This window comes from Streptomyces collinus Tu 365, from assembly GCF_000444875.1.
Lineage (GTDB): Bacteria > Actinomycetota > Actinomycetes > Streptomycetales > Streptomycetaceae > Streptomyces > Streptomyces collinus_A.
In genome coordinates this window covers 2999683-3024705 of record NC_021985.1, presented here as the reverse complement: position 1 = coordinate 3024705, position 25023 = coordinate 2999683, and the positions used below count along the sequence as shown (strand labels likewise).

At 71.3% G+C, this 25023-nt stretch carries 20 protein-coding genes; 14 read left to right on the top strand and 6 right to left on the bottom strand.

Features of this window, described 5'->3' with window-relative positions; all coding sequences use genetic code 11:
- Window positions 1–200 precede the first annotated feature (200 nt).
- From B446_RS13045 to B446_RS13035, 3 genes are all read left to right on the top strand, one after another.
- Window positions 201–677, top strand: a complete 477-nt coding sequence (locus tag B446_RS13045) for a hypothetical protein (RefSeq protein ID WP_043475497.1) — start codon at window positions 201–203, stop codon at window positions 675–677.
- 153 nt (window positions 678–830) lie between these two features.
- Window positions 831–2159 carry a hypothetical protein gene (locus tag B446_RS13040; RefSeq protein WP_020939909.1) on the top strand — a complete coding sequence of 443 codons (1329 nt, stop codon included), beginning with the start codon at window positions 831–833 and terminating at the stop codon, window positions 2157–2159.
- 107 nt (window positions 2160–2266) lie between these two features.
- Window positions 2267–3304 (top strand): WxL protein peptidoglycan domain-containing protein, encoded by a 1038-nt coding sequence (locus tag B446_RS13035; protein ID WP_020939908.1) that lies wholly within the window; start codon window positions 2267–2269, stop codon window positions 3302–3304.
- Here B446_RS13035 and B446_RS13030 read toward each other — a convergent pair.
- Entirely contained in the window at window positions 3198–3536 is a 339-nt protein-coding gene (locus B446_RS13030; protein ID WP_020939907.1) for a P-II family nitrogen regulator, read from the bottom strand. The two genes, B446_RS13035 and B446_RS13030, sit on opposite strands and share 107 nt — an antisense overlap.
- Window positions 3533–4846 (bottom strand): ammonium transporter, encoded by a 1314-nt coding sequence (locus B446_RS13025; RefSeq protein WP_020939906.1) that lies wholly within the window; start codon window positions 4844–4846, stop codon window positions 3533–3535. Before B446_RS13025 ends, B446_RS13030 begins: the two co-directional genes overlap by 4 nt.
- 187 nt (window positions 4847–5033) lie before the next feature.
- On the opposite strand from B446_RS13025, the gene era reads away from it, so the two are divergent.
- Window positions 5034–5987 (top strand): GTPase Era, encoded by a 954-nt coding sequence (gene era / locus B446_RS13020; RefSeq protein ID WP_020939905.1) that lies wholly within the window; start codon window positions 5034–5036, stop codon window positions 5985–5987.
- Window positions 5988–6043: 56 nt separating this feature from the next.
- Here the strand turns inward: era and B446_RS13015 are convergent, their stop codons facing one another.
- From B446_RS13015 to B446_RS13000, 4 genes are all read right to left on the bottom strand, one after another.
- Entirely contained in the window at window positions 6044–7297 is a 1254-nt protein-coding gene (locus B446_RS13015; protein WP_020939904.1) for an MFS transporter, read from the bottom strand.
- Window positions 7294–8616, bottom strand: a complete 1323-nt coding sequence (locus B446_RS13010) for a GH1 family beta-glucosidase (RefSeq protein WP_020939903.1) — start codon at window positions 8614–8616, stop codon at window positions 7294–7296. The genes B446_RS13015 and B446_RS13010 overlap by 4 nt, the downstream gene beginning before the upstream one ends.
- A gap of 72 nt (window positions 8617–8688) precedes the next feature.
- Window positions 8689–8955 carry a protealysin inhibitor emfourin gene (locus tag B446_RS13005; RefSeq protein WP_020939902.1) on the bottom strand — a complete coding sequence of 89 codons (267 nt, stop codon included), beginning with the start codon at window positions 8953–8955 and terminating at the stop codon, window positions 8689–8691.
- 21 nt (window positions 8956–8976) lie between these two features.
- Window positions 8977–10047: a M4 family metallopeptidase gene (locus B446_RS13000; protein WP_043478161.1), complete on the bottom strand. Its 1071-nt coding sequence runs from the start codon at window positions 10045–10047 to the stop codon at window positions 8977–8979.
- A 341-nt stretch (window positions 10048–10388) separates the two neighbouring features.
- Between B446_RS13000 and leuA the strand changes: the two genes are divergently transcribed.
- The 10 genes from leuA to B446_RS12950 all read left to right on the top strand — a co-directional run bounded on the left by leuA (window position 10389) and on the right by B446_RS12950 (window position 24931).
- A complete protein-coding gene (gene leuA, locus B446_RS12995) occupies window positions 10389–12110 on the top strand; it encodes a 2-isopropylmalate synthase (protein WP_020939900.1) in 1722 nt (573 codons plus the stop codon).
- Between the two features lie 185 nt (window positions 12111–12295).
- Complete coding sequence (locus tag B446_RS12990) at window positions 12296–12991, top strand: TerB family tellurite resistance protein (protein ID WP_020939899.1); 696 nt, start codon at window positions 12296–12298, stop codon at window positions 12989–12991.
- A 142-nt stretch (window positions 12992–13133) separates the two neighbouring features.
- Window positions 13134–15206: an MMPL family transporter gene (locus tag B446_RS12985; protein ID WP_106960571.1), complete on the top strand. Its 2073-nt coding sequence runs from the start codon at window positions 13134–13136 to the stop codon at window positions 15204–15206.
- A 68-nt stretch (window positions 15207–15274) separates the two neighbouring features.
- The gene (locus tag B446_RS12980; protein ID WP_020939897.1) at window positions 15275–16546 is read left to right on the top strand and encodes a sensor histidine kinase; all 1272 of its coding nucleotides are present in this window, start codon (window positions 15275–15277) and stop codon (window positions 16544–16546) included.
- A gap of 56 nt (window positions 16547–16602) precedes the next feature.
- Window positions 16603–17214: a response regulator gene (locus B446_RS12975; protein ID WP_052352273.1), complete on the top strand. Its 612-nt coding sequence runs from the start codon at window positions 16603–16605 to the stop codon at window positions 17212–17214.
- Complete coding sequence (locus B446_RS12970; protein WP_020939895.1) at window positions 17211–18431, top strand: sialidase family protein; 1221 nt, start codon at window positions 17211–17213, stop codon at window positions 18429–18431. Before B446_RS12975 ends, B446_RS12970 begins: the two co-directional genes overlap by 4 nt.
- A gap of 473 nt (window positions 18432–18904) precedes the next feature.
- A complete protein-coding gene (locus B446_RS41130; protein WP_234967487.1) occupies window positions 18905–19225 on the top strand; it encodes a hypothetical protein in 321 nt (106 codons plus the stop codon).
- A complete protein-coding gene (locus B446_RS12960; protein ID WP_020939893.1) occupies window positions 19222–19809 on the top strand; it encodes a hypothetical protein in 588 nt (195 codons plus the stop codon). The genes B446_RS41130 and B446_RS12960 overlap by 4 nt, the downstream gene beginning before the upstream one ends.
- Window positions 19809–24452, top strand: coding sequence for a putative T7SS-secreted protein (locus tag B446_RS12955; RefSeq protein ID WP_020939892.1), 4644 nt, complete (start codon window positions 19809–19811; stop codon window positions 24450–24452). Before B446_RS12960 ends, B446_RS12955 begins: the two co-directional genes overlap by 1 nt.
- Entirely contained in the window at window positions 24449–24931 is a 483-nt protein-coding gene (locus B446_RS12950; RefSeq protein WP_020939891.1) for a hypothetical protein, read from the top strand. Before B446_RS12955 ends, B446_RS12950 begins: the two co-directional genes overlap by 4 nt.
- Window positions 24932–25023 lie beyond the last annotated feature (92 nt).

Here is a 25023-nt window from a genome sequence, read left to right as displayed (position 1 = left end):
GGCCGTCCCTACCGAACAGAAGGTCGGCTGGAATTCAACCTTGTTGCTCCCGTACCCGCGCGCGTCAATGGAGCCGTACGTTCCGACGGGCCGTCAGATCCGCACCGCCGCCGCAGCGCGTCCGCACCCGCCTGTGCCGGCCTCCCCGCCCGTCGCGTCCCCCACACGGCATCCCCCACAGGGAAGGGAAGCGGATCCCCATGAGAGGCAAGCGCACGGCAACAGGTGCGGCCCTGGTGGCCGGGGCCCTCGCGGTCACCGGTCTCACCCTCGCGCCCACCGCGGCCGCCGTCACCCCCCAGTCGGCGACCATCAACGCGAGCTGCGGCATCTTCGGCGGCGGCACGGCCACGCTGACGGCCACCCAGAGCGGCGGCTCGGCCACCATGACCCTCACCTCCTCCGCCATCACCGCGCCGGTCCCGGTGGCGCAGGACTCGATCGCCTCCACGCTCACCCTGGTCAGGGCGGGCGGCGGAAGCGTCGTGTTCAGCGGGACCAGGAACCCGGCCATGAACACCGGCGCCCCGGTCAGCGTCGGCCCGCTCCCCGGCACCGTCGCCTCCGGTGACAGCCTGGAGGCATACGGCGGCTCCCTGAAGATGGTGATCTTCGGAGTCACCGTGACCTGCAAGGCCACCGCCCCCCAGGCGCCCGGCCCCTTCGTCTTCGACTGAGCGATCTGTTCCGGTTCTCCCGTGGATGCCGCAGAAACTGATGATCCGTCAGTTTTCTGCGGCATCTCCATTGACTTCTCACCCCCGCTCCACATCAATGCCCCCTGTCGGCGCAGACGAGCCGCTGCGCCCGCAACCCTCAGGAGGGGGCCCATGGGTCCGACACCCCGAAGAACCCGACGGTGGCGCTGGGCGTCACTGCTCGGGGCGACCGCCCTCGCGGTCACCGCGGGCGGCGCGCTGGCCTGCCCGGCCGGTGCCGCCGGCGCGAACGTGGACTTCGCCACGCACTGCATCCCGCCCGCCGTCTCCGGCCTGCCGCCGATCGACGGCACCACCACCGCGAGCGTGTCGGTGGACAACACCAGCCCCAAGGTCGGCGACACGGTCACCGTCACCTACACGGTGGTCACACCCGCCGCCGGCAACCCCACCGACCTGGCCCTGCCCGCCGACATCATGACCCCGACCGGCAAGGTCGCGCTCGGCGGCGCCCAGACCGGTTCGGTCACGGTCGCCGGGCCGAAGAAGAACACCCCGGTCCCGGGGAAGGCGCCCTTCCCGTCCTTCTCCATGACCGGCACGTTCACCGTCACCAAGGCCGGGCAGATCACCCTCGCGCCCGGCGACTACAACATCCACACCAGCTACATCCTGGAGCTGGACACCCCCTGCACGGTCACCAACCCGCCCGCCCCGACCTCGCAGACCGTCACGGCGACCGACGGGACACCCGCCAACACCCGGGCCATCTCACTGGGTTCGGCCTCCGGTGACCCCGGTGCCGCCGTCACCGTCAGCGGGACGAACTTCACCCCGGGCGCGAGCGTCACCCTGGCCGGGCGGGCCGGGGCCGCGCAGACCGCGGACACCGCCACCGTGACCGCGAACGCCCAGGGCTCCTTCAGCGGTTCGCTGACCGTCAACGACAAGACGACGACCGGCGTCGTGGCCTACGAGGGCGCCTCCTGGAGCGCGGACAAGGGCGCGGGCCCCGCGGCCTACGTCGTCAACGACACCACGCCCGTGCCGGCCGGCAGCCAGAAGCTGACCACCACCGTCAAGGCGGGCACCCTGTCCATGTCCCAGGCCGGGGACGCCGTCGCGCTGTCGGCGGTGGACTTCGGAAAGGGCGGGGCCTCGACCGGAGCCCTGCGGACGGTGACCGTCAAGGACTACCGCGGCGGGCCCGCCGGCTGGTCCCTGACCGGCAAGGTCACCGACTTCACCGGCCCCGGCGCCAAGATCGAAGCGGGCAGGCTGAGCTGGAACCCCGCCTGCGCGACCAAGGCGGGCAGCCCCAGCACCTGCAAGGCGGGTTCGGCGGGCACCGTGGGCCTCTCGGGAGCGACCCTCGCGTCGACCCCCGACGGCACCCTCACCGGCGGCGAGTTCACCGTCGACGCCGGACTCTCCCTGGACGTACCGGCGTTCACACCTCCGGGCGCGTACTCCGGTGTGCTCACCCTGACGCTCACCTGAGCGTGCGGGCGTCCGCACCCGCCCGCTGCCCGCCTTCCCCCGGTCTTCCCCGCCCGCCTTCCGTCCGTCTCCCGTCCGTCCTCGGCCGTCCGTGGGGGTCCGCACCCATGCGCAAGCCGCACGTCCTCCTCCTGAGCCTGCTTCCGCTCCTCCTCGGCGCCCTCGGTGTGCCCGGTGTCCTCGCCACCCCGGCACGGGCCGCCGACAACGGCAGCTGGTCCGTCTACCCGGTCGCCTCGAAGGTCGCCGCGCGCCCCTACTTCTACCTCTCGGCCGACCCCGGCCAGACCCTCACCGACAAGGTCGCGGTGCAGAACAGGACCGGCCGGCCGCTCACCTTCCGGCTCTACGCGGCCGACGCCTACAACACCGCCCGCGACGGCGGTTTCGCCGTACGGACGGTCAAGGAGCACATGCGCGGGGTCGGCGCCTGGGCGAAGCCCGCGAGGTCACGGATCACCGTGCCCGGCCACCGCACCGTCACCGTGCCGTTCACCCTGCGCGTCCCCGAAGGAGCCGAACCCGGCGACCACCCCGGCGCGATCGTGGCCCTGGACGAGCGGATCGACCCCGGCAGCGGCAGGCTCGCGCTCGGTGTGCGGCGGGCCGTCGGCGCCCGGGTCTACCTCCGGGTCGGCGGCCCCACGCTGGGCGCCCTGTCCGTCGAGCACCTGCGGATCGGCCACCACCAGCCCCCGGTGCCGGGCCTCGGCGACAGCACGGCGACCGTCTCCTACACCCTGCGCAACACCGGGAACGTCACCCTCGACCCCCGGGTGCGGCTGACCGCACGCGGACTGTTCGGCCGGACGCTGCTGGACCGCCGGCTCACCCGGGTGCCCTCCGAACTGCTGCCCGGACAGCGGGTGCGGCTCACCGAGACCTGGCGCGGGGCGCCCCAGCTCGACCGGGCCCACGTCACGCTGACCGTGAGCGCGCCCGGCACCCGGGAATCGGCGAGCGCCTCCTTCCTCGCGCTGCCGTGGCTGCTCGCGGCCCTGGTGTTCACCGCGGGCGCGGTGACCGGAGCGCTGCTGGTCAGAGCGCGTCGGGGCCGCGCTCGCCGGTCCGCACCCGCACGACCGTCTCGACCGGGACGGCCCACACCTTCCCGTCCCCGATCTTCCCCGTCTGCGCGGCGCTGACGATCGCGTCGATCACCTCGTCGGCCACCGCGTCCTCCACCACGACCTCGATCCGGGCCTTGGGCACCAGGTCGACCCGGTACTCGGCCCCCCGGTACACCTCGGTGTGCCCGCGCTGGCGCCCGTAGCCGCTCGCCTCGGTCACGGTCAGGCCCTGCACGCCCAGCTCCTGCAGTGCCGTCTTCACCGCGTCGAGGCGGTAGGGCTTGACGATCGCGGTGATGAGCTTCATGGCTGGGCCTTGACCTTCTGCGCGGAGCCGGCGGGCACGGAGTGGGAGACCGGGGCGCCGTGGCCCAGGACCCCGTGATCGTAAGCCGTCTCGGCGTGCACCGTAAGGTCGAGACCGGTGTGCTCCTGCTCCTCGCTCGCCCGGAAGCCCATCACCCTGTCGAGCAGCCGGCCCAGGCCGTACGTCACCCCGAACGCGTACACCGCGACGGCCACCACGGCCAGCAGCTGCCTGCCCAGCGGCACCAGCCCGCCGCCGTAGAACAGCCCCTCGGCGCCGCCGGTCATGGCCCGCTCCGCGAACAGGCCGATCAGCAGGGTGCCGATGACGCCCCCGACCAGGTGGACACCGACGACGTCCAGCGAGTCGTCGTAGTTCAGCCGGAACTTCCAGCTCACCGCGTAGGAGCAGACGACACCCGCCGCCAGCCCCACCACCAGCGCGCCCAGCAGCGAGACCGTGCCGCACGACGGCGTGATCGCCACGAGACCGGCCACCGCGCCGGAGGCCGCGCCCAGGGTGGTCGGGTGGCCGTCGCGCCGCTGCTCCACGACGAGCCAGCCGAGCAGACCGGTGCAGCCGGCCGCCAGCGTGTTCAGGAAGGCGGCCGCGGCCAGGCCGTTCGCGCCGAGCGCGGACCCCGCGTTGAAGCCGAACCAGCCGAACCAGAGCAGCCCGGCGCCGAGGATCACCATGGGCAGGTTGTGCGGGCGCATGGCGTCCCGCTTGAACCCCAGCCGGGGCCCGAGGACCAGGCACAGGGCCAGGCCCGAGGCGCCCGAGGTGATCTCCACCGGCAGACCGCCGGCGAAGTCCAGCGCGCCGAGCCGGTCCACGATCCAGCCACCGGGCCCCCACACCCAGTGGCTCACCGGCACGTACACCAGCAGCGTCCAGACCGGGACGAAGACCAGCCACGCCGAGAACTTCGCCCGGTCGGCGACCGCGCCGCTGATCAGGGCCGCCGTGACGATCGCGAAGGTGAGCTGGAAGGCGGCGAAGAGCAGGGTGGGCACGGAGCCGTGCACGCTGCCCGGCCCGAGACCGCTCATGCCGGACTGCCCGAGCCCGCCGACGAGCCCCGCGAAGGCGTCGTCCCCGAAGGCCAGCGAGTAGCCCGCCACCAGCCAGACCACGGTGACCAGCGCGATCGACACGAAGCTCATCATCAGCATGTTCAGGACGCTCTTGGCGCGGACCATGCCTCCGTAGAACAGCGCGAGACCCGGGGTCATCAGCAGGACCAGGGCGGTGGCGGCGAGCAGCCAGGCGGTGTCACCGGTGTCGATGCGGGCTGCGGCGAGGGTCACGGGCGTCTCCAGCGGTGTGGGGGCTCGTCAGAGCGTCACCGGCGGGCGTTTCCGGTTGCGTACAGCAGTGTTTCCGTGACGTTTCGTTGCGCGGGGGTTTCCGGAAACTCACGGTCGCGGGCCGCGGGCCGGAACCGTGTGCGCGACTGGTACGGCACGGCCCCGAGGATCAGGGACAATGGTCGCCATGAGCGTGCGTACCCAGTCATCCGAGCAGCCGGCCGAGACCGTCCACCGTGCCGGCTTCGCCTGCTTCGTGGGCCGCCCCAACGCGGGCAAGTCCACCCTCACGAACGCTCTGGTCGGGCAGAAGGTGGCGATCACCGCCAACCAGCCGCAGACCACACGGCACACCGTGCGCGGGATCGTGCACCGGCCGGACGCCCAGCTGATCCTGGTGGACACCCCCGGGCTGCACAAGCCGCGCACCCTGCTCGGCGAGCGGCTCAACGACGTCGTGCGCACGACGTGGGCCGAGGTCGACGTGATCGGCTTCTGCCTGCCGGCGAACGAGAAGATCGGCCCCGGCGACCGCTTCATCGCCAAGGAACTGGCCGGCATCCGCAAGTCACCGAAGGTCGCCATCGTCACCAAGACGGACCTCGTCGACTCCAAGACCCTCGCCGAACAGCTCATCGCGATCGATCAGCTCGGCAAGGAGCTGGGCATCGAGTGGGCGCAGATCGTCCCCGTGTCGGCGACCGCGAACAAGCAGGTCGACCTGCTCGCCGACCTGCTGATCCCGATGCTGCCCGAGGGCCCGGCGCTCTACCCCGAGGGCGACCTCACCGACGAGCCCGAGCAGGTCATGATCGCGGAACTCATCCGCGAGGCCGCCCTGGAGGGCGTCCGCGACGAGCTGCCGCACTCCATCGCCGTGGTCGTCGAGGAGATGCTGCCGCGCGAGGACCGCCCGGCCGACAAGCCGCTGCTGGACATCCACGCCAACGTCTACATCGAGCGCCCCAGCCAGAAGGGCATCATCATCGGCCCCAAGGGCAAGCGCCTGAAGGAGGTCGGCATCAAGTCCCGCAAGCAGATCGAGGCGCTGCTCGGCACGCCGGTCTTCCTGGACCTGCACGTGAAGGTGGCCAAGGACTGGCAGCGCGACCCCAAGCAGCTCCGCAGGCTCGGCTTCTGACCCACGCCCCCCGGCGCCCGGCGCGCGCGGCCCCGGCCCGCCGGAGCGCCGGCGGGTCACTCCACCCCGCGGATCCGGCCCACCAGCAGCGCCCCGGCCAGCCCGATCACCGCGGCCACCAGGTACAGCACCCGGTAGCCGCCCAGGTACGTCACGACCGGCGCGGCCAGCGCCGGGGCCGCCACCTGGGGCAGCGCGTTGGCCACGTTGATGACGCCGAGGTCCCTGCCCCGGTCCAGCGCCTTGGGCAGCACGTCCGTCATCAGCGCGAAGTCGACCGAGGTGAACACCCCGAAGCCGACCCCCAGCAGCGCCGCCGCCACGACCGCGCCCGGCCAGGTCTGCCAGCCCGCCAGGGCCGCCGTCGCCACCGCCATCAGCACGCCCGACCACACGACGAACGGCTTGCGGCGGCCCACCCGGTCCGACCAGATCCCGCCGGCCACCACCGTCGCCATCAGCGTCAGGCCGTTGACCGCCGTCAGGATCAGCACACCCCGCCCGGGGTCCGGATGGTGCAGCCGGTCCCGCAGGTAGTACAGCAGGTACAGCAGCACGAGACCGTTGCTGAGGTTGATCAGGAAACGGGTCAGCCACGCCCAGCCGAGGTCCGGGTACCGGCGCGGGCTCAGCCAGAAGCCCGCCACGAACGAACGCCACGCCCAGACCGGCCGGTCCCGCGGCGCCAGCCGCAGATCCCGGTGGCGCAGCACGTACGGCAGCACGCCCACCGCGGTGAACACCGCGCAGGCCGCGTACCCGGCGCCCGTCCCGCCCGCCACCGTGGCCAGGCCCGTCCCGCCGACCACGCCCAGCATCTGGGCCGCGCCCAGCCAGCCGCCCACCGTGCCCCGCTGCGACCGCGGCACCCGGTCCGGCACGGCCGCGGTCACCGCCGCGAACGCCGCGTTCAGCGTGAGCTGCACCAGGCACCACCCGAGCGCCATCGTCCACGGACCCTCCGCCCCCGCGAGCAGCAGCAGGGCCAGCGCACCGCCCGCCGCCCCGGCCACGATCCACGGCGTACGACGGCCGTGGCGGGCCGTGGTCCGGTCCGACAGCGCGCCGAAGAGGGGGTTGGCGAGCAGCGAGACCACCGCGCCCGCCCCCGTCACCCAGGCCAGCAGGGTCTCCTTGGACATCCCGGAGCCGGGCGCGAGGTCCCCGGCCTGGGAGGCGAGGAGGATCTGCAGCGGGCCGAACCAGCCCACCCAGATCGCCCCGTTGGCGAGCGCCAGCGTCGCCGTCCAGCCCCGGCCGACCGGCTCGACGGGCTCGGCGAGCGCGGCCGGGAGCCGGGCGGTGGTCATCTCTGCGCCCGCAGCACGTCCCGGAACCAGTGGTACGACGCCTTCGGGGTGCGCCTGGGGCCCGCGGGGTCGGTGAAGTCCACGTGGACCAGGCCGAAGCGGCGCGCGTAGCCCTCCGCCCACTCGAAGTTGTCCATCAGGGACCACACGAAGTAGCCGCGCACGTCCACCCCGGCCTCCAGGGCCGTGTGCAGGGCCCGCACATGGGCGTCCAGGTAGGCGATCCGCTCCTGGTCGTCGACGCCCTCGTACGAGCACCCGTTCTCGGTGATGACGACCGGCGGGAGCCGGTCGCCGTAGCGGTCGCGGAACCCGGTGAGGAGTTCCGTCAGCCCCTCCGGGACCACCGGCCAGCCGAAGTCGGTCACCGGCCGGCCCTCGATCTCCCGTACCGAGAAGGGCAGTTCGGCCGGGATGGTCAGTCCGCCGAACTCGGTCTCGGTGCCCTGCGGGGCGCCCACCCGGGTCGGCGCGTAGTAGTTGACGCCGTAGAAGTCGAGGGGTTCGGCGATGACCTTCAGGTCGGCCTGCACGTCCCCGGGCATCAGGTCGCCGATGCCCTCCGGGTACGCGCCGAGGATCACCGGTTCGGCGAAGAGACGGTTGAGCAGGAGGTCGTAGAAGCCCGCCGCCTCCAGGTCGGCCGGCTCCGCCGAGGCGGCCCAGGTCGGGCCGTGGGAGTTGGCGATGCCGATGTCGCGCGCCCCGGCCGCACGCAGCGCCCGGACCGCGAGACCGTGGGCGAGGAGCTGGTGGTGGGCGACCGGGAGCGCGTCGAAGAGCAGCCGCCTGCCGGGGGCGTGGGCGCCCAGCGCGTGGCCCAGCAGGGTGTGCTCGGCCGGTTCGTTGAGGGTGATCCACTTGCCGACGCGGTCGCCCAGGCGCTCGGCCACCACGCCGACGTGGTCGGCGAACCGGGCCGCGGTGTCCCGCTCCAGCCAGTCCAGCGAGGCGGGCAGGTCCCAGTGGAACAGGGTGGGCACGGGCCGGACGCCCGCCGCGCACAGCTCGTCCACCAGACGGTCGTAGAAGTCCAGGCCGCCGGGGGAGTTCACCCGGGGCCAGGAGACGGAGAACCGGTACGCGTCCACGCCGAGGCCCGCGAGCAGCGCCACGTCCTCGGTGTGGCGATGGTAGTGGTCGCAGGCGACCGCCGCCGTGGAGCCGTCCTTCACCCGCCCCGGTTCGGCGGTGAACACGTCCCACACGGACGCCTCGCGCTCGTCGGCGGCTCCTTCGATCTGATGGGCCGAGGTCGAGACGCCCCAGAGGAAGCCGGCCGGGAAACGGGGGATCGGTTCGCCTGCGTCAGTCGCCATGGCCGGGATCATCCTTACCCGGAGTAACGCGCGTCAACGCCTGGGCACGAACCTCACGGAAACGACCCCGCGCTAGGCCCCTTCCTTCAGCACCCGGGAGACCAGCTCCCGCTCGTCCTCGGTCAGCCGCGGGTCGGCCGCGTACACCGTGCGGCCGTCCACCGTGATCTCGTACCGGAAGCCGTCGGGGACGCCGGGTGGCGGGGTGTCCCGGCCGGACGCCAGCACGCGCCCGGCCAGGGCCTGCCACTCGGCGGCGTCGGGCCTGGCCGAGGTGTCCGCCTCGGCCAGGCGCTCGATGCCCGCGAAACCGCCCGTGCGCCGTACTCGAATACGCATGGGGGACTGTCTAGTACGGATCTACAGCGTCCGCACCCCCACCTGCTCCCACGCCTTCTGCACCGCCTGGAGCTCGTCACCGGCGCCGTACCGCTCGCGGGCGGCCCGGACGGTCAGCGTGGCGAAGTCGGCGAACAGGGCGTCCTCCTTCAGCGCGCCGCCGGTGAGCACGTCGTACCAGATTTGCCCGGCCTTCTCCCAGGAGTGGCCGCCGAGCGCGGTGGCGGCCAGGTAGAAGGCGTGGTTCGGGATGCCGGAGTTGATGTGCACACCGCCGTTGTCGCGCCCGGTGCGGACGTAGTGCTCCATCGTCGCCGGCTGCGGGTCCTTGCCGAGGACGTCGTCGTCGTACGCCGTGCCGGGCGCCTTCATCGAGCGCAGGGCGGTGCCGGTGACGCGGGGGGCGAGGAGCCCGGCGCCGATCAGCCAGTCGGCCTCGGCCGCGGTCTGGCCGAGCGCGTACTGCTTGATCAGTGAGCCGAAGACGTCCGACAGGGACTCGTTGAGGGCGCCGGACTGGCCGAAGTAGGCGAGGTTCGCGGTGTGCTGGGTGACGCCGTGCGTCAGCTCGTGGCCGATCACGTCCACCGGGATGGTGAAGTCGAGGAAGATCTCGTTGTCGCCGTCGCCGAACACCATCTGCTCGCCGTTCCAGAAGGCGTTGTCGTAGTCGGTGCCGTAGTGCACGCTCGCGTCCAGCGGCAGGCCCTCGCCGTCGATGGAGTCGCGGCCGTACGCCTTCAGGTACAGCTCGAAGGTGGCGCCGAGGCCCGCGTAGGCGCGGTTGACCGTGGCGTCGGGACCGGCCTCCGAGCCCTCCTCGCGGACCCTGGTGCCGGGCAGGTCCTCCTTGTGCCCGGCGTCGTAGATGGTGCGGTGCGGCTGGTCGGCCGCCGCCGAGGCGGGCGGGGCGACGGAGGGCGCGCCGATCACCGTGGTCAGGCGGCGGTGGGTGCGCTGGTAGGCGTCGTGCTCCAGGGACCGGCGGGCGGGTCCGGAGAGGGCGGGGTCCTCGTTCCGGGCGAGCCGGTCGAGGACGTGCGGCGGCACGATCGTGCAGAAGACGGGCTGGGAGCCCCCGTTGGTCGTCATGTCGGGCACCATCGCACTGCGTGACGTCGGTGTCACTAGTGGCGACCATGATTGCTGAAATACGGTGACAATAGGGTGCGATCGACCTCGCTCTCCGTAGTCGAAGTGGTATGGCGCACTCTTTGTCCACTTCACTACGGTTTGACCATACGGTCCCGCATACTGATACGGGCTCTCGCGGCACGGTCCGCTCGGCTAGCATTCTCTGCATCATGCTTTTCGGGCTGCTCCTCCTTAGCTGCCGCGGCGAGGGCCTGTAGTCGAGGCCGACCCCCTCCCCGCGGAGCTCGGCGTTGCGTCGTCGGCCGTCCTTCCGGACACCTTCCAAGGAGCCCCGCATCATGGCCAACCGCCAGCAGCCCAGTTCCATGCCGGTCCACAAGTACGGTCAGTACGACCAGGTGGCCATCCCGGACCGCACCTGGCCGGAGAAGCGGATCACCGCCGCCCCGCGCTGGCTCTCCACCGATCTGCGGGACGGCAACCAGGCCCTGATCGACCCGATGTCGCCCGAGCGCAAGCGCCGGATGTTCGACCAGCTGGTCAAGATGGGCTACAAGGAGATCGAGGTCGGCTTCCCCGCCTCCGGCCAGACCGACTTCGACTTCGTGCGCTCGATCATCGAGGAGGAGGGCGCGATCCCGGACGACGTCACGATCTCCGTACTGACCCAGGCCCGCGAGGACCTGATCGAGCGGACCGTGGAGTCCCTGAAGGGCGCCCGCCGCGCCACCGTGCACCTGTACAACGCCACCGCCCCGGTCTTCCGCCGGGTCGTCTTCCGCGGCTCCAAGGACGACATCAAGCAGATCGCCGTCGACGGCACCCGCCTGGTGATGGAGTACGCCGAGAAGCTGCTGGGCCCCGAGACCGAGTTCGGCTACCAGTACTCGCCGGAGATCTTCACCGACACCGAACTGGACTTCGCGCTGGAGGTCTGCGAGGCGGTGATGGACGTCTACCAGCCCGGCCCGGGCCGCGAGATCATCCTCAACCTGCCCGCGACCGTCGAGCGTTCGACCCCGTCCACGCACGCGGACCGCTTCGAGTGGATGGGCCGCAACCTGTCCCGCCGCGAGTACGTCTGCCTGTCCGTCCACCCGCACAACGACCGCGGCACGGCCGTGGCCGCCGCCGAGCTGGCCCTGATGGCCGGCGCCGACCGCGTCGAGGGCTGCCTGTTCGGGCAGGGCGAGCGCACCGGCAACGTCGACCTGGTCACCCTGGGCATGAACCTGTTCTCCCAGGGCGTCGACCCGCAGATCGACTTCTCCGACATCGACGAGATCCGTCGTACGTGGGAGTACTGCAACCAGATGGAGGTCCACCCGCGCCACCCGTACGTGGGCGACCTGGTCTACACGTCCTTCTCCGGCTCCCACCAGGACGCCATCAAGAAGGGCTTCGACGCCATGGAGGCCGACGCGGCCGCCCGGGGCGTCACCGTCGACGACATCGAGTGGGCCGTGCCGTACCTGCCCATCGACCCCAAGGACGTCGGCCGCTCCTACGAGGCCGTCATCCGCGTCAACTCGCAGTCCGGCAAGGGCGGCATCTCCTACGTCCTGAAGAACGACCACAAGCTGGACCTGCCGCGCCGCATGCAGATCGAGTTCTCCCGGCTCATCCAGGCGAAGACCGACGCCGAGGGCGGCGAGATCACGCCGAAGGACATCTGGGCGGTCTTCCAGGACGAGTACCTGCCCAACCCCCGCAACCCGTGGGGCCGGATCCAGGTCCGCACCGGCCAGTCCACCACCGACACCGACGGCGTCGACACCCTGACCGTCGAGGCCACCGTCGACGGCGAGGACACCGTCCTGACCGGTTCCGGCAACGGCCCGATCTCCGCCTTCTTCGACGCCCTGCAGTCCATCGGCGTCGACGTACGCCTGCTGGACTACCAGGAGCACACGATGAGCGAGGGCGCCTCCGCGCAGGCCGCCTCGTACATCGAATGCGCGATCGGCGACAAGGTTCTGTGGGGTATCGGCATCGACGCGAACACGACGCGTGCGTCGCTGAAGGCGGTCGTCTCGGCGGTCAACCGCGCGACCCGCTGACCCCCGCTGACCGGCCCTTTCGGGGCCCCGGCCGCCGTATCCGGCGGCCGGGGCCCCGTCGGTTATCGGCCATCGCGCCGTGGAGGTCACGGAAAGGTCTCGTCCGAGGTACTGACTGAACCTCCAGGATGTGGCTAACATCACGCCAGCGCGGCGATGTTGCCGCGTCGTGACGGAGGTGCGACGTGCTGCCAGTACGGGGACGAGACGGCCGTGCCACCAGGGCTGCCCGGATTCTGGGCACCCGCACCGCATGGACACCCGTCGGTGACGGCGAGTTCTTCTGCCCCGGCTGCGGAGGCGACCGCAACTACCAGCGGCTGACCGGCCGCCGCCGCTTCACCCTCCTCGGGGTGCCCGTGCTGCCGCGCGGCGCGACCGGACCGGTCGTGGAGTGCGCGTCCTGCCGCCACCACTACGGCACCGACGTCCTCGACCACCCCACCACCCGCCGCTTCTCCGCGATGCTCCGCGACGCCGTGCACACCGTCGCCCTCGCCGTCCTCGCCGCCGGCGGCACCACCTCCCGCACGGCCCTGGAGACCGCCGCCTGCGCCGTCCGCGCCGCCGGCTTCGAGGACTGCACCGAGGACCAACTGGCCGCCCTCGTCGACGCGCTGGCCGCCGACACCGGCCGGGTCGCCGACGGGCCGTGCGGCGCGAGCCTCACCATAGAGCTGCACGAGGCACTCGACCCGCTCGCACCCCACCTCGCCCCCGGCGGCCGCGAGGCCCTGCTCCTCCAGGCGGCCCGCGTCGCCCTGGCCGACGGCCCCTACACCCCCGCCGAGCGCGACGCCCTCACCACCATCGGCGCCGCCCTCACCATCTGCGCCGACGACGTCAGCAGGCTGCTGGCCGCCGCCCGTACCCCGTCCTGATACTCCCCCAGGAGTAGCCGCACCCCCCGGCCACCCGGGGCAGTAGCCGCGAACTCGCCCCCGCGCCCGACGAAAGAACCCGCCCCCGGCGGAAGTCTGGAAGCCGTAACCGGACATCCGCTGCAGAGGGAGGGCCCGATCCATGAGGGCCGCGACAACACGTGCGAGAGACGGCCGACGGGGCCTGCCCTGGCTGGTGCTGGGACTGTGGGTGGTCCTGCTGGCCGTGGCGGGACCCTTCGCCGCCAGGCTCACCGACGTCCAGCACGACCGTGCCACCGACTACCTGCCCGCCTCCGCCGACTCCACCCGGGTGGCGCGGCTCCAGGACCGGCTGCCGGGCGGCGAGACCACCGAACTGGTCGTCGTCTACCACCGCGCCGCCGGTCTCACCGCCGCCGACCGGGCCACCGCCGCCCGGCAGCTCACCGCGGTCGCCCACCGCCACACCCTGACCACGCCCCCGCGGGGCGTCCCGTCCGCCGACGGCACCACCCTGATGTACCCGGTCGCGAGCAACGCCCCCGGAACCGACGAGAAGAAGCGCGACGCCCTCGTCGACGACGTCCGCGCCACCGCCCGGAGCGCGGACGGGCTGACGGTCCGGGTCGGCGGCCCGGCCGCCCTCGCCACCGACGCCTCCGCCGTGTACTCCTCGCTCGGCGGCCCCCTGCTCTACACCACCGTCGCCGTCGTCGCGGTCCTGCTGATCCTCATCTACCGCAGCCCCCTGCTGTGGCTGGTCCCGCTCGCCGTCGCCGGCGTCGGCGACTTCCTCGCCCGCTCCGCGGCCTACGGACTGCACCAGCTCTTCGGCACCACCGTCTCCGGCCAGAGCGCCGGCATCATGACCATCCTCGTCTTCGGCGCCGGCACCGACTACGCCCTCCTGCTGGTCTCCCGCTACCGCGAGGAGCTACGGCGCCACGAGCGGCCGTACGACGCCATGCGGGCCGCCCTGCGCGGCTGCGGGCCCGCCGTCCTCGCCTCCTCCGGCACCGTCGCCGCGGGCCTGCTGTGCCTGCTCGCCGCCGACCTCAACTCCAGCCGGGGCATGGGCCCGCTCGGCACCGTCGGCGTGCTGTGCGCCCTGGCCGCCATGCTGACCCTGCTCCCCGCCGTCCTGGTCCTGCTCGGCCGCCGCGTCTTCTGGCCGCTCGTCCCCGCGTACGGCAGCAGCCCCAAGGCCCGCCGCTCGCTGTTCGCCGCGATGGGCTCCTCCGCCGGACGCCGCCCGCTGACCGTCCTCGCCGCCGGTGCCGCCCTGCTCGGCGCGCTCGCCCTCGGCACCCTGAACCTGCCCGGACCGCTGAAGCAGCTCGACACCTTCGTGGACCGGCCCGACTCCGTCACCGCCATGGAGACCCTCGCCGCCGCCTACCCGCAGCGGTCCGCCCAGCCCATCGAGGTCCTCGCCCCGGCGGACCGTGCCGACGCCGCCCTGACCGCCGCCGAGGGCACCCGGGGAGTCGCGGCCGCCCGCAAGGGCCGCACCGGCGGCGGCTGGACCGAGATCACCGTGACCGCGGCCGCCCCGCCCCAGTCCGCCGCCGAGACCGCCACCATCGAGGCACTGCGGCACCGGCTGCCCGGCTCCCACGTCGGCGGCCCCAGCGCCCAGCAACTGGACCTGAAGGACACCGACGCACGCGACCGCCTCGTCGTCGTACCGCTCGTGCTTCTGTCCGTGCTGCTGATCCTGGTCCTGCTGCTGCGCTCCCTCGTCGCCCCGCTGATCCTGGTCGCCGCCGTGGTCGCCGTCTGGGGCGCGGCGCTCGGCCTGGGCGGACTGGCCTTCGGCCCGCTGTTCGGCTTCCACGGCAGCGACCCCGGACTCGGCCTGCTCTCCTTCGTGTTCCTGGTCGCCCTCGGCGTCGACTACGGCATCTTCCTGATGCACCGCATGCGGGAGGAGTCACTGAACGGGGCCGCACCGGCCGAGGCCGCGCTCACCGCGCTGCGCACCACCGGCGGAGTCATCGCCTCCGCCGGACTCGTCCTCGCCGCCACCTTCGCGGTGCTGACCGACATGGGTCTGGTCCCCCTGGTCCAACTGGGCTTCGTCATCGCCGTCGGCGTCCTGCTGGACACCTTCCTCGTCCGCACCTACCTGGTGACCAGCGCGAGCGTGGCGCTGGGCCGCCGGGTGTGGTGGCCCGGCCGGCTGTCCCGTCCGGCCCCGGGACCCGACCGGGTGCCCGAGCCGGTGGGCTGAGCCCCGCGGCCCGTGAGCCGAGTCACGGTGCGCCCCCGCCCTGTGCGGGGGCGCACACGCAACGGAAGATGAGGACCGTGCAGGCAACCGTCACCGCTCCCCGCCCCCGCCCGACCGCGGCGTTCCTCCCCGCGACCGCCGTGCCCCCGCGGCAGGACGCCGCCCTGGCCGCCGGCCTCGCCGCCCTGGCCTCCGCGATCGCCGTCACCATCGGCAGCGGACGGCACCCGGACGCGCTCGGCTGGACCCTGCTGCTCGTCCTGCACGTGCCGCTGGCCTGGCGCAGGCGCGCTCCGCTGGCCGCGCTGGCGATCATGATCCCGCTGATCGCCTTCTACCACCAGCAGGACTTCAACCACTCCGCGCCGACGGCCGCGTCCATGGTCGTCCTGTACACCGTGGCGGTCACCAGCGGCCCCCGGCGCACGGCCGTCATCGGCTGCGCCGTCATCGGGCTGATGCTGCTCCTGAAGATCCGCCACGGCATGGCCGGTCTCGCGGTGAGCTTCCAGATCAGCGGCTGGATCATCTCCATGCTGGTCCTCGGCGGCTACATCCGCGTGCACCGGGAGAACGCGGCCGCCGCCCTGGAACGCGCCGAACGGGCCGAACGCACCCGCGAGGAGGAGGCCCGCCGCCGTGTCGCCGAGGAGCGCCTGCGCGTCGCCCGCGACCTGCACGACCTGCTCGCCCACAGCATCACCCTCATCGGGGTGCGCACCTCGGTCGCCGCGCACGTCCTCGCCGCCGACCCCGAGCGCCTGGACCGGGCCGCCGTCGCGCGGGCCCTCGACGACATCGCCGAGACCTGCCGCACGGCCCGGGGCGAACTGCGCACCACCCTGGACGTCCTGCGCGACCCGGACTCCCCGGACAGCCGCGGCCCGCTCCCCGGCCTGCCGGGCCTGGCCGACCTCGCCCGGGCGGCCGCGGGCGCCGAGGTGGACCTGACGGTCACCGCCGGGGAGGTCCCGCCGGCCGTGGGGGCGGCCGCCTACCGGATCGTGCAGGAGGCGCTCACCAACGCCGTACGGCACGGCGGCCGGGAGGACCTGACGGTCCGGGTCCGGGTGGACGAGACGGGCGGTGCCCTGCGGGTGCGGGTCAGCGACGACGGGGTGGGGGCGGGTGCGGGGGTGCGCCCGGCGGACGGAGCGGAGGCCGGGTCCGCCGGACACGCCGACAGCACCGGTGAGACCGGGGACGGTACCCCCGGCTACGGCCTGCTGGGCATGCGGGAGCGGGCGCGCAGCGTCGGCGGGACGGTGACCGCGGGGCCGCGCACGGACGCGCCGGGCTTCGAGGTGACGGCCGTACTGCCGCTGGGAGGCGCCGCGTGACCCCCGTCCGGGTGCTGCTCGCCGACGACCAGGCCCTGGTCAGGGCCGCGTTCGCGATGCTCGTGGAGACCGCGCCGGACATGGTGGTCGTCGGACAGGCCGCCACCGGCCGCGAGGCCGTCGACCTCGCCCGCAGCGAACGCGCCGACCTGGTGCTGATGGACATCCGCATGCCCGGGCTCGACGGCATCGAGGCGACTCGGCTGATCGCCGCCGACGAGGACCTGGCCGGGGTGCGGGTCCTGGTCCTCACCACCTACGACACCGACGAGCACATCGTGGACGCGCTGCGCGCCGGCGCCTCGGGGTTCCTGGTGAAGGACACCCGCCCCGCCGACCTGCTCGACGCGATCCGCGTCGTCGCCGCGGGCGAGGCGCTGCTCTCGCCCGGACCGACGGCACGGCTGATCGAGCGGTTCCTGCGCAGCCCCTCCGCCCCGCCGACGGCCGGTCCCGAGTGCCTGTCGGAGCGGGAGCGGCAGGTGCTGACCCTGGTCGCCCGGGGCCTCAACAACACCGAGATCGCCGAGGCGTTGGGGCTGAGCCCGCTCACCGCCAAGACCCATGTGAGTCGGATCATGGGCAAGCTGGGGGCGCGCGACCGGGCCCAGCTCGTCGTCGTGGGCTACGAGTCCGGGCTGGTGACTCCGGGGACCATGGGGGCGTGACCCCGCTGAGCCGCGTCCTCCTCGCCGCCACCGCCCTCCTCACCCCGCTCACCACCGCCCACCCGGCCCGCCCCGCGCCCCCCGCGCGCCTCGCGTCCGGCTGCGTCTCCTCCGTGCCGTACACGGCCGGGCAGGGCGGCTACGCCACCTACCGCATCCCCGCGACCGTCGTCACCCGGCGCGGCACCGTCCTGGCCTTCGCCGAGGGCCGGCACGACGGCGCGGGCGACAGCGGCGACATCGACGTCCTGCTGCGCCGCTCCACCGACGGCGGCTGCACCTGGGGCCCGCAGACGGTCGTGGCCGCCGGGGAGGGCGACACCCGGGGCAACCCGGCACCCGTGGTCGACCCGCGCACCGGCGCGATCGTCCTGCTCACCTCGTACAACGGCGGATCGGTGACCGAGGCACAGATCATGCGCGGGGAGGCCGCGCCGGACCGTGGCCGCCGGGTGTTCGTGCAGCGCAGCATGGACGACGGCCGCGGCTTCACGCGCCCGAGGGACATCACGGCCGAGGTGAAGCCCGCGCACTGGCGCTGGTACGCCACCGGCCCCGGCCACGCCCTGGCCCTCACCCGGGGCCCGCACGCCGGCCGCCTGCTGATCCCCGCCGACCACTCCACCGCTCCGCCGGCCGGCTCGTCCGACACCGGCCAGGAGCCCAGGTACTACGGCGCCCACGCTCTCTGCAGCGACGACGGCGGCCACACCTGGCACCTGGGCTTCACGGACACCACACACGACGGCAGGGTGAACGCCAACGAGACGACCGCCACCCAACTCGACGACGGCCGGGTCTACTTCACCTCCCGCGACCAGAACGGCACGAGCCCCGGCAACCGCGTGGACACCTACTCCAGCGACGGCGGCGCAACCCTGGACCGCCCCTGGCGCCCGCAGCCCGCACTGGACGGCGTCCCGGTGGTGGAGGCAAGCGTCCTCCAACTCGACGGCCCGGGGGCCCCTCTGCTGTTCTCGGCGCCCTCCACACCCACGGCCCGCCGCGCGATGACCCTGTGGCGCAGCCCGGACGCCGGAAGAACCTTCGCCGAGCTCCTCACCCTGTCCCCCCGACCGGCCGGCTACTCCGACCTCGCCCAACTGGACCGGCACAGGGTCGGGATCCTGTACGAGACGGGTGAGAAGGGGCCGTACGAGAGGATCGAGTTCGCGCGAGTACGCCTGGACGAGTCGGTTGCGATGCCGCGTGGGTGACTTGAACTACGCGGATTGTGACCGTAGTTGACGCGACTTTGCCCATTGTTGATCCGAAGTCCGTTGCTCACGTAAGTGCCCCCATGTGAGCATGGAAGATCGTTCACTGATCGCAAAGCGGCCGAACGAATCGGGACAGTACGGGTAAGGGGGAAGGCGCTGTGGCCAGCGCTGGGCCGACGGGGGAGTCGGGCGAGAGTGAGGGGCGTCCGCGCAGGTCGGCGCTGTCGGACATCGCGGAGCAGACGATTCTGCGCACGGGCGACGAACCGTCGCCCGACGGTGGGACCGCCTCTGGGACCGAACCGCACCACGACTCGCGCGGGCTTGCTGAAGCGAACGAGGCCGCCCGGCTCGCAGCGCACAGGCGTCGCTTCAGGGCCCGGCTCGGCGAGTTCCGCCGTAACCGCGTCCTCGTCCCGTACGGGGAGAACGGCGCGGCTCTGACCGTGGAACTCCAAGGTGCCCGGTGGTTGCTCGCGTTCACCGACGAGGCCGCGCTGGCACGCTTCGCGCGAGCGCGCGGGGAGGCCGACCGGACCTGGCGGTACCGGGCGGTGTGGGGCGCCGCGGTCCTGGACGCGGGCGTACCGGCGGTGGCCGCGGAGCCAGGAGCCGAGGGCGGGGCCGGGCTGCCGTGCGGGGTGCTGGTGGACGCGGGGGACGGCGAGCGGGGACTGGTGCTGCCACCGGTCGTAGGGATAGTGCCGGACGCGTACGCCCTGAACGGCCCGGCCACGGCCACGGACACGGACGCTGACGCGGACGGCGGAACGGGGGAGGAACGGCGATGACCACGCCGAGCGGGGGCGGACAGCCCGACCTGCGGGTGCAGGGGCTGAAGCTGATGGCCGAGGGCATCAACAAGGCGCTGGGCGAGATGGACTCGCTCGGCGGGATGAAGGGCTGGGCGGGCGCGGGACGCGGATTCACCAGCCTGGAGATGGACGGCATGGCCGTCGGCGACGACCACCTCGGCGCGATGCTGCACACCTTCTGCGAGCGCTGGCAGTGGGGGGTGCGCGACCTGATGCAGGAGGGCAACGCGCTGGCGGAGGGGATGGGGCTCGCGGCCGGCACCTTCCACCAGACGGACGAGTACGTGAAGGGCTCGCTGAAGGTCGCGTACAACTCCATGGTCGGAGACCCCTTCGCGTCCAACGACCAGGTGGAGAAGGAGAGCGTGGACCAGATCAGCCACGCGGCGGCGACCACGGGGTACGGCGAGAAGGACCGCGAGAACCTGGTGAACTCCGTGAAGCAGACCGGCAAGGGCATGCTCACGGACGTCGAGACGAGCGAGGGAGTGCCGGGCAGCCCGATCCCGGTGACACCGTCGCTCGTTCAGGACGTGAGGGGCTCGGGGGAGAACAACTGATGTCCTTCACCAGCAAGTTCAACCACGCTGTCGGGTCGCTCAAGTCCGGCTACGACCACGTCAAGCGGACGACGGGCCACGTCATCGACGAGGGCGCGCACGGCGTGGGCGACGCGCTCGACTGGGCCGGCGCGCACGGCGCGGCCGACAAGGTCGACGACTGGGGCGACTCCACCGCGTCCAAGCTGGGCGCGCACGTGGACGAACAGCAGCTCGACGAGACCGAGGACCCGAAGGAGCTGATCCACGGCGACCCCGGGAAGCTGCGCGAGACCGCGGGGCACCTGCGGACCTTCGCGCAGTCCTTCGGCGCCGTCGCCTCCGGCATGCAGAAGCTGGACTCGTCCGACTTCCGGGGCGAGGCGGCCGACACCTTCCGCGAGAAGTTCGCCACCCACCAGACCAAGTGGCGCCAGGCCGCCGAGGCGTGCGGCGACGCCGCCACGGCCCTGGACGACTTCGCCCACACGGTGGAATGGGCCCAGGGCCAGGCCCGGGAGGCGGTGGCGAAGTACCGCGAGGGCAAGGCCGCCTCGAAGACGCACCAGCAGCAGGTGAAGACGTACAACGACGCGGTGGAGGCGGGCGACAGGGACCCGGGGCCCAGGCCCTCGGAACAGGACCCGGGCGACGGAGCCAAGCAAGCGGCCGAGGCGATCCTTTCCGCGGCCAGACGCCAGCGCACGCAGCTCGCCTCGGAGGCGGCCGCACGGGTCGAAGCGGCACTCCAGCACGCCCCCAGCGAGCCCTCGGCCCTGAACCAGCTCAAGCTCGACGGCGCCGACGCCTGGGACGCCGCCAAGACCGAGGACATGCGCTTCTTCGGCGGCTTCGTGCGCGGCCTCGGCGACCTGAACAACCTGGCCCGCAACGCCAACCCGCTCGACCCGTACGCGATCACGCACCCCTACGAGGCGCTCCAGGCGAAGGTGGAACTCCTGGGCGGCGCGGTCCACATGGTCACCCACCCCACCCAGACCGCCGACCACCTGTGGAACTCCTTCCTCCAGGACCCGGGTGGGGTCGGCGGCGAACTCCTTCCCCAGTTCCTCATCCCGGAGGCCGGGGCAGAGGGCGCGGCCGTGGACGGGGCCCGCGCCGCGGAGAGCGGCGTGAAGGGGGCTGAGGAGGGGGCTGCGGGGGAGCGGGGAGCGGCAGCGAACTCCGAAGGGAGCGCCGCCAGGAACAACGCGGACGACAATCCCGAGTCCAGTGCGCAGGAGCACGCGGGGAAGGAGTGCCGCGAGGACCCGGTGGATATCGCATCCGGACACATGGTTCTTCCGCAGACGGACCTGACCCTTCCTGCCGACCTGCCCCTGGTCATCGGGCGGTACTTCAATTCGTCGTACAGGTCAGGGCGCTGGTTTGGCCCGAAGTGGTCGAGCACGCTGGATCAGCGTCTGGAGATCGACGCGCAAGGTGTGGTGTTCGTCGCCGAGGAAGGGATGCTGCTGACGTATCCTCACCCGGCACCCGGGTTGCCTGTCATGCCGGAGCGAGGCCCTCGCTGGCCGCTCGACCGAGTCACCGACGGCTACACCGTGACGGCACCCGAGACGGGCCGGGTCTGGCACTTCGAGGACCAGACCGAGTCCCTTGCACTGCTTCGGCAGGTCGACGACCGAAACGGCAACTGGATCACCTTCGACCACGACACAGAAGGCACCCCTCTCTCCGTCACCCACAGCTGTGGCTATCGGGTGAACCTGACCGCGCAGGACGGTCGTATCACCGGCCTGTACCTAGCGCGGGGCGACCAGGGCGGGGGAGAGACCGTACTGCGTTACGGCTACTCGGATGGCCATCTGGCCGAAGTCATCAACTCGTCAGGGGCGCCTCTGCGCTTCGAGAACGACGAACTCGGACGCATCACCGCCTGGATCGACACCAACGACAGTCGTTTCACCTACGTGTACGACGAGCGCGACCGCTGCATCGAGCAGTGGGGCGAAGCGGGCCATGTGCACAGCCGATTCGCCTACGGCGACCCGGATCCGGCCACGGGCACGTACGTCACTACCTTGACCGACTCCCATGGCCATCAGACTCACTTCCGGATCAACGAACGCTCCCAGGTGGTTTCCGAGACCGACCCATTGGGCGCCACCACGCAGTACGTCCGTGACCGCTACAACCGCCTACTGTCCCGAACAGACCCCCTCGGCCTCACTACCGCCTTCACCTACGACGATGCCGGCAACCTGACCGAGATCGTCCGCCCCGACGGGCGACGGGCAGTGGCCACCTACAACGACCTCGGCTTGCCCGCGAAGATCGTCGGTACAGACGGAAGCGTGGTCCGGCACGGGTATGACGACCGGGGCAACCGCACTTCCACTACCGATACCTCGGGACATACAACGAACTACGGCTACGACGGTGCCGGTCACCTGACCACCATCACCGATGCATGGGGCAACACCACCCAAGTCCGCTGCAACCCGGCTGGTCAGCCCATAGCGATCACCGATGCACTGGGTGCCGTCACCAGCTATCGGTACGACGCCTTCGGGCGCGCGACCGCCGTCACGGACCCCTTGGGTGCCGTCACTCGCTTGGAATGGTCCGTCGAGGGCAAGCTGGTCCGACGCATCGACGCCGATGGCACAGAGGAACGCTGGACTTACGACGGCGAGGGCAACTGCACCACCCACACCGACCAGATCGGCGGCGTCACCCGCTTCGAATACAGCCACTTCGATCTGCTGACCGCCCGTACCGGCCCCGACGGCGTCCGCTATGAGTTCGACCATGACCCCACCCTGCGCCTGACCCAGGTCACCAACCCTCAAGGTCTGACCTGGACGTACGAATACGACGGGGCAGGCCGCGTGATCCGTGAGGTCGACTTCGACGATCGCGTCCAGCTCTACACCTACGACGCCGCAGGCCGCCTGGCCACTCGAACCAACCCCCTGGGCCAGACCATCGCCTTCGACCGCAACGAACTCGGTCAGGTGGTCCGAAAGGACGCCGATGGCAAGGTGACGACGTACGAGTACGACTTCACCGACCAACTGGCTCAGGCCGCGAACCCTGACGCGACCGTGTTGCTGCTGCGCGACCGGCACGGCCGTGTCGTCTCGGAAGCGGTCAACGGTCGTACGCTCACGCACAGGTATGACGAGCTGGGGCGTCGCACGGGCCGCACGACACCCGCCGGTACGGAGAGCACGTGGACGTACGACGTGATGGGCAATCCGACCGCCCTCACCACGCACGGGCACACGCTCTCGTTCACCCACGACGCGCTCAGCCGCGAAACCTCCCGCCGCCTGGGCGACGTGACCTTCACCAATGCCTACGATGCCGTCGGCAGGCTCACCGCTCAGACGGTCAAGGGTGCTGCCGACCAGCTCGTCCAGCACCGCGCGTACAGCTACCGTGCCGACGGCTACGTCACCCGCATCGACGACCACCTCGGCGGCAAACGTCACTACGACCTCGATCCCACCGGTCGCGTCACCACGGTGCGTGCGGCCAACTGGGCGGAGTCCTATGTCTACGACGCCGCCGGCAACCAAGCTCACGCCGACTGGCCCGACGGACACCCTGGCACGGAGGCACGGGGATCGCGCACGTACGAGGGCACGCGTATCACCCGTGCCGGTGCGATCCGCTACGAACACGACGCCGCAGGTCGTGTCACTCTGCGCCAGAAAACCCGCCTCTCCCGCAAGCCTGATACCTGGCGCTACACCTGGGACGCCGAAGACCGACTCACTTCGGTCGTCACCCCGGACGGCACTCTGTGGCGCTACCACTACGACCCGCTGGCGCGCCGCATCGACAAGCAGCGGCTCGCTGCTGACGGCGAGACCGTACTGGAACAGGTCGATTTCACCTGGGACGTCACCACCCTCTGCGAGCAGACCACTCAGGCCGAGGGCATACCCAATCCCGTCACGCTCACTTGGAACCATGAGGGTATGAGGCCTCTCACCCAGGTCGAGCGCATAACGTCGAAGGACGTCCCACAGCGTGAGATAGATTCCCGCTTTTTCGCCATCGCCAGCGACCTGGTCGGCAGCCCGACTGAACTCCTCGACGCGGACGGCGACGTCGCGTGGCGTACGAGATCGACTCTCTGGGGCGACATGACGTGGACTGTCGACAGCACGGCCTTCACACCTCTTCGCTTTCCAGGGCAGTACCACGACTCTGAATCGGGCCTTCACTACAACTACTTCCGGCAATATGACCCGCATTCAGGGCGGTATTGCAGTCCCGATCCGCTCGGTCTCGAACCCGCGCCGAATCCGGCTAGCTACGTGGATAATCCACAGGTAATATCAGATCCTCTCGGCCTCAAGCCCTGTAGGATCAGGGTGTCCCCCGTCGCATCCGACTGGGCGACAAAGGGAGCCCACGTACATGTAGGGCCGGATGAGGTCAGCATTTACGTGGACAAGGATGGAAACTTCGCGGGAAAGCCAATACGGTTGAAGACTGGCATGGCATCGGACAGTAGTGTCCGAAAAGCAGTCGACGCCGTGACTAATGACCCGAAGATTCGCGCCGATCTGCTGGAGAAGGCCAAATCGGCGCGCGAGCACATGCTCGAGCATAACTGGGGAAACAAAGTGAGTCGAGCCGATGAAATGACAAAGATTATCGACAAGCTGGAGGGGGCGCCGTGACGGGGTTGAAGCTTTGTGCGACCCTGCTGGCTACTGGTCGCATCTTCGGTGTCGGAATCGACTCGTCAGTGTCTGAAGTGGACCAAGCGCTGAGGGGGGAGTACATCGAGGAACTCGGCGACAGCGGAGTCGACGCACGCAGGGACTACGGCTGGATCGAGATTTCGTTGACGAAGCGAGAGCAGTGGGTTTTGGTGGGCGCCACCCTCGAACTGCATCGCTTGTCAGAAAATGCCGACCTGATACGCGATGTGTTGAGCGAGTCGGGCGTGGCTTTTGAGGGATACACTCCGTGGCTCGAACTGAAGGAGCAGTTCCTGTCCTCCGCGCCTGATTCATCCTTGCAATGTACGCAGCAGGGGGATTACATGGAGTACCGGAACCCGGATGTCAAAGTTTCGGTCTTCGTGGTGAATGACGACACCGAGCGCGATGAGTGGCCCGGCCATGGTGATGTGTGGAGCATCGCGCTTGGTTGACATGCCGTGCCTTCGGTGGAAGCCCATAATTGAGCGGATCGGCGACGTCTGGTATCCGAGCATGGATGACGTTGTGGTCATTGATGAGTGCG

Coding starts and splice junctions, on each gene's coding strand:
- B446_RS13045 (WP_043475497.1), top strand. CDS start 201: ATGAGAGGCAAGCGCACGGCAACAGGTGCGGCCCTGGTGGCCGGGGCC.
- B446_RS13035 (WP_020939908.1), top strand. CDS start 2,267: ATGCGCAAGCCGCACGTCCTCCTCCTGAGCCTGCTTCCGCTCCTCCTC.
- B446_RS12975 (WP_052352273.1), top strand. CDS start 16,603: ATGCTCGTGGAGACCGCGCCGGACATGGTGGTCGTCGGACAGGCCGCC.
- era (WP_020939905.1), top strand. CDS start 5,034: ATGAGCGTGCGTACCCAGTCATCCGAGCAGCCGGCCGAGACCGTCCAC.
- B446_RS13030 (WP_020939907.1), bottom strand. CDS start 3,536: ATGAAGCTCATCACCGCGATCGTCAAGCCCTACCGCCTCGACGCGGTG.
- B446_RS12985 (WP_106960571.1), top strand. CDS start 13,134: ATGAGGGCCGCGACAACACGTGCGAGAGACGGCCGACGGGGCCTGCCC.
- leuA (WP_020939900.1), top strand. CDS start 10,389: ATGGCCAACCGCCAGCAGCCCAGTTCCATGCCGGTCCACAAGTACGGT.
- B446_RS12980 (WP_020939897.1), top strand. CDS start 15,275: ATGAGGACCGTGCAGGCAACCGTCACCGCTCCCCGCCCCCGCCCGACC.
- B446_RS13005 (WP_020939902.1), bottom strand. CDS start 8,955: ATGCGTATTCGAGTACGGCGCACGGGCGGTTTCGCGGGCATCGAGCGC.
- B446_RS12955 (WP_020939892.1), top strand. CDS start 19,809: ATGTCCTTCACCAGCAAGTTCAACCACGCTGTCGGGTCGCTCAAGTCC.
- B446_RS13015 (WP_020939904.1), bottom strand. CDS start 7,297: ATGACCACCGCCCGGCTCCCGGCCGCGCTCGCCGAGCCCGTCGAGCCG.
- B446_RS13010 (WP_020939903.1), bottom strand. CDS start 8,616: ATGGCGACTGACGCAGGCGAACCGATCCCCCGTTTCCCGGCCGGCTTC.
- B446_RS12960 (WP_020939893.1), top strand. CDS start 19,222: ATGACCACGCCGAGCGGGGGCGGACAGCCCGACCTGCGGGTGCAGGGG.
- B446_RS13040 (WP_020939909.1), top strand. CDS start 831: ATGGGTCCGACACCCCGAAGAACCCGACGGTGGCGCTGGGCGTCACTG.
- B446_RS13000 (WP_043478161.1), bottom strand. CDS start 10,047: ATGACGACCAACGGGGGCTCCCAGCCCGTCTTCTGCACGATCGTGCCG.